Source organism: Caballeronia sp. LZ043 (assembly GCF_031451075.1).
GTDB lineage: Bacteria > Pseudomonadota > Gammaproteobacteria > Burkholderiales > Burkholderiaceae > Caballeronia.
Map to the genome: position 1 here is coordinate 1 of NZ_JARUXT010000028.1, position 2,585 is coordinate 2,585.

The following is a 2,585-nucleotide window of genomic DNA, read 5'->3' on the forward strand; positions in this document are numbered from 1 at the left end:
GATTGATCGCCGAGTACCGCGAGGACTTCGCTATGACAGATCTCGGGGCCGAGCGGGCCGTCTGTCCAAGGCGCACCGCCGCCGCGCAGCATGAGCGATGCGACGTCTACTTCCCGGGCCTGCGACTGCTTATGTCCGCTGACGCCAAACTTGGGGAGCCATGACCCATCCCGCGCGCGCCGAGTCCTTTCCGCACTCCGTGTGGAAAATCCCGGGCAATCGCACGACAGCGAGACCTTGCCGCCAATCGTCCTACTGTATCGATAGGAAAAATTAATAGAGCGACTGAATTGATAACGATAGTATTCGGCGACCGAGCTTTACCCATGAGTAGGCCCTAAAGAATCCGCGTTGAACGCCGTAAGCATGTGCAATCAACGCTCAAGAAACACGATGGAACTCACACTCAAACAGTTCGACGGCGAGGCGATCGATTCGACGACCCGGCAGTGGGATGAATTTCTTACCGAACATGAAATGTTCGATCTTGACTATCGCCGCGTGCTTGCTGGGGCGATGGAATATGCAACGTACGAAAAAGCGAAGGATAATACCTATTCTTATGGTGTGTTCGCGAACGGTACTAAGTATGCGTTAGCGGTAGTGTCAGTGGTCCACACGCCGAAGCCGGGTTTGCAATTGGGCCGGCTGAAGATGTTGCAAGTGGATCTTTCACCGGAATTTGATGAGGTGCTCATCGCCGGAGACCTTGAAAAGCGCCGAGCGGTACTCGATATTTACTATGCGGCGATCGCCGGAACCATCCAGTTGGGTACGGTTCATGCGTCACGGGTTATCAAGCTTTACGGGCGGAACAATCACCTGCTTGAGATCCTTTCGGGCTTGGCGCAACGAGTTGCCGACAAGCCCTTCGAAAAAGTTTCAGTCAGCATGCAGGGTCGCTGGCTGGTCATCGAGGTCCAAATCTGACCGCAGGAGAGAAAAATGTCGGTTTCACATCTGAAGAGCGTTCCGGAACAAGTTTTAAGGGACGTAGCTTCGCGCATTGCAGACGAATTCGTCGCAATCGCGAAAACGCTTCCCGATGATCAGTTTGCTGCCGCCCTATGCCCTAGCCATCAGCGATCCGCTTCTCTCGCTCAGCGAGCCGCCTGAAACAACGATCTGCCTCTAAAGCCCCGCCACTGCGGGGCTTTTTTATGAAATAGGCGCCCTCCGTCTTCGCACTATCTCTCGCCAAACGCCCACCCACAATGCTGCCTACCGACCTTGTCGTGAGTGGCGATCTGATTGACCAAACCGCGCGACATCAGGCGTACGTCATCGTCGGTCGGCGTGATCGACTTGAAATACAGGCACGAGTTATCCACGACCCGGGTCGGTCCCGGCACTTCCTTGACCGGTTCCGGGGTTGTCTGCGCCGGAGCCGTGGAGCAGCTTGAGAAGCTCAGCGCGAGCAGCAGCGTCGTCGAGAGCAGCTTGAGAGTTTTCCACATCGGTTCGCTCCTGCGCGGCCGTGGCCGCAGTCTTTGCCGCATCGGCGTCCGCCTGTACATCGGCCGTCTTGCGCGCGTTTAGGTTGTCTTCTGCCACCTGTTGCTTCCCCTGCGCGGCCGCCACGCCGGCCTGCGCCTGCAGCTGAGCGTCCGCCACCTTGGTCTTCGCACTCATGTGCGTGAACAACGCCCACGCCGCGGCGAGGCCCATGCCAATCCATGGCCCGAGCTTCATCACAAGTTCGATCATGCGATTTCTCCGGTGACGGCCGCGACGGCCTGCGCGTGGAGCGCGGGCCACGTGTCGGGCTTCGGTTTGCCAGGACGCCAGACGCGCTGGTACAGCGCCCACGAGCCCACGGCGTCGTCGATTTCCGGCAGCCGCTTCGGGTCGGTGAAAAGGCCGAGCCGCGCGACGCCGGCAGCCAGCACGTCGTCCTTGTCGAGCGCGCCATAGATCGCAACCGGATCGAAGGCGACGCCGCGCGCCTTGCAGAGCACGCTGAGCCAATACCGGCTGGACGGATGCAGGTAGAAGCCCCACACACCGCCGCGGCTTGCCTGCGTGCCCTGCTCGCATTGCCAGAAGCCGCGCGCCGGGCCGCCACCCATCTGCTGCCGCGTCGCGAAGCGCGATTCCTGCAGCCCGATGCTCAGCAGCATGACGCGCGCTTCGCCGGTGTCCATCTGATACGGCAAGATCGCGAGTGCCGGCGCGACCGCCGCGCGGATGACGTCACTGAGTTCCATCGCCGGCCTCCTTCGGCACGCGATGCACCGACGTGTAACGGATGGCGATGAACGTCAGCCCGAAGATCGTGTATGCGATCCACTGCTGCACGTTCTGCGGGATCACGTCGCGCAGTTCGCGCGGCATGCCGGACCACGCCTGCGAGATGAGCGGGCCTGCGCCGGCGAGCGCAGTAAACGCGGCGCCCGCGATGACGGTTCCCTTCGTGTGCAGCTTCTGCCACCCGGTGGCCAGCGTCAGCCGCCAGCGGGTAAATGGGATGAGAGGCATGTGCCCTCCAGAAATGAAAAGCCCGGCGCGCGGCCGGGCTGGTGATGAGATCGGTGACACGGTCAGCGGCGGTTTCCCGCCCACGGCTGCGGCGGCAGCGCCGGCTG

General features: G+C 61.2%; 4 protein-coding genes. 1 reads left to right on the forward strand and 3 read right to left on the reverse strand.

Annotated features, from left to right (window positions below; all coding sequences use genetic code 11):
• Positions 1-393: 393 nt before the first annotated feature.
• Positions 394-930 carry a hypothetical protein gene (locus tag QCE64_RS36220; protein ID WP_310009144.1) on the forward strand — a complete coding sequence of 179 codons (537 nt, stop codon included), beginning with the start codon at positions 394-396 and terminating at the stop codon, positions 928-930.
• Positions 931-1,323: 393 nt separating this feature from the next.
• On the opposite strand, the gene QCE64_RS36225 is transcribed toward QCE64_RS36220, so the two are convergent.
• The 3 genes from QCE64_RS36225 to QCE64_RS36235 form a co-directional block, all read right to left on the reverse strand.
• Complete coding sequence (locus QCE64_RS36225; RefSeq protein WP_310009146.1) at positions 1,324-1,707, reverse strand: hypothetical protein; 384 nt, start codon at positions 1,705-1,707, stop codon at positions 1,324-1,326.
• A complete protein-coding gene (locus QCE64_RS36230) occupies positions 1,704-2,207 on the reverse strand; it encodes a hypothetical protein (RefSeq protein WP_310009148.1) in 504 nt (167 codons plus the stop codon). The genes QCE64_RS36225 and QCE64_RS36230 overlap by 4 nt, the downstream gene beginning before the upstream one ends.
• A partial coding sequence (locus tag QCE64_RS36235; RefSeq protein ID WP_310009151.1) for a hypothetical protein occupies positions 2,194-2,585 on the reverse strand: 392 nt, incomplete at its 5' end. The genes QCE64_RS36230 and QCE64_RS36235, both read right to left, overlap by 14 nt.

Coding starts and splice junctions, on each gene's coding strand:
- QCE64_RS36220 (WP_310009144.1), top strand. CDS start 394: ATGGAACTCACACTCAAACAGTTCGACGGCGAGGCGATCGATTCGACG.
- QCE64_RS36225 (WP_310009146.1), bottom strand. CDS start 1,707: ATGATCGAACTTGTGATGAAGCTCGGGCCATGGATTGGCATGGGCCTC.
- QCE64_RS36230 (WP_310009148.1), bottom strand. CDS start 2,207: ATGGAACTCAGTGACGTCATCCGCGCGGCGGTCGCGCCGGCACTCGCG.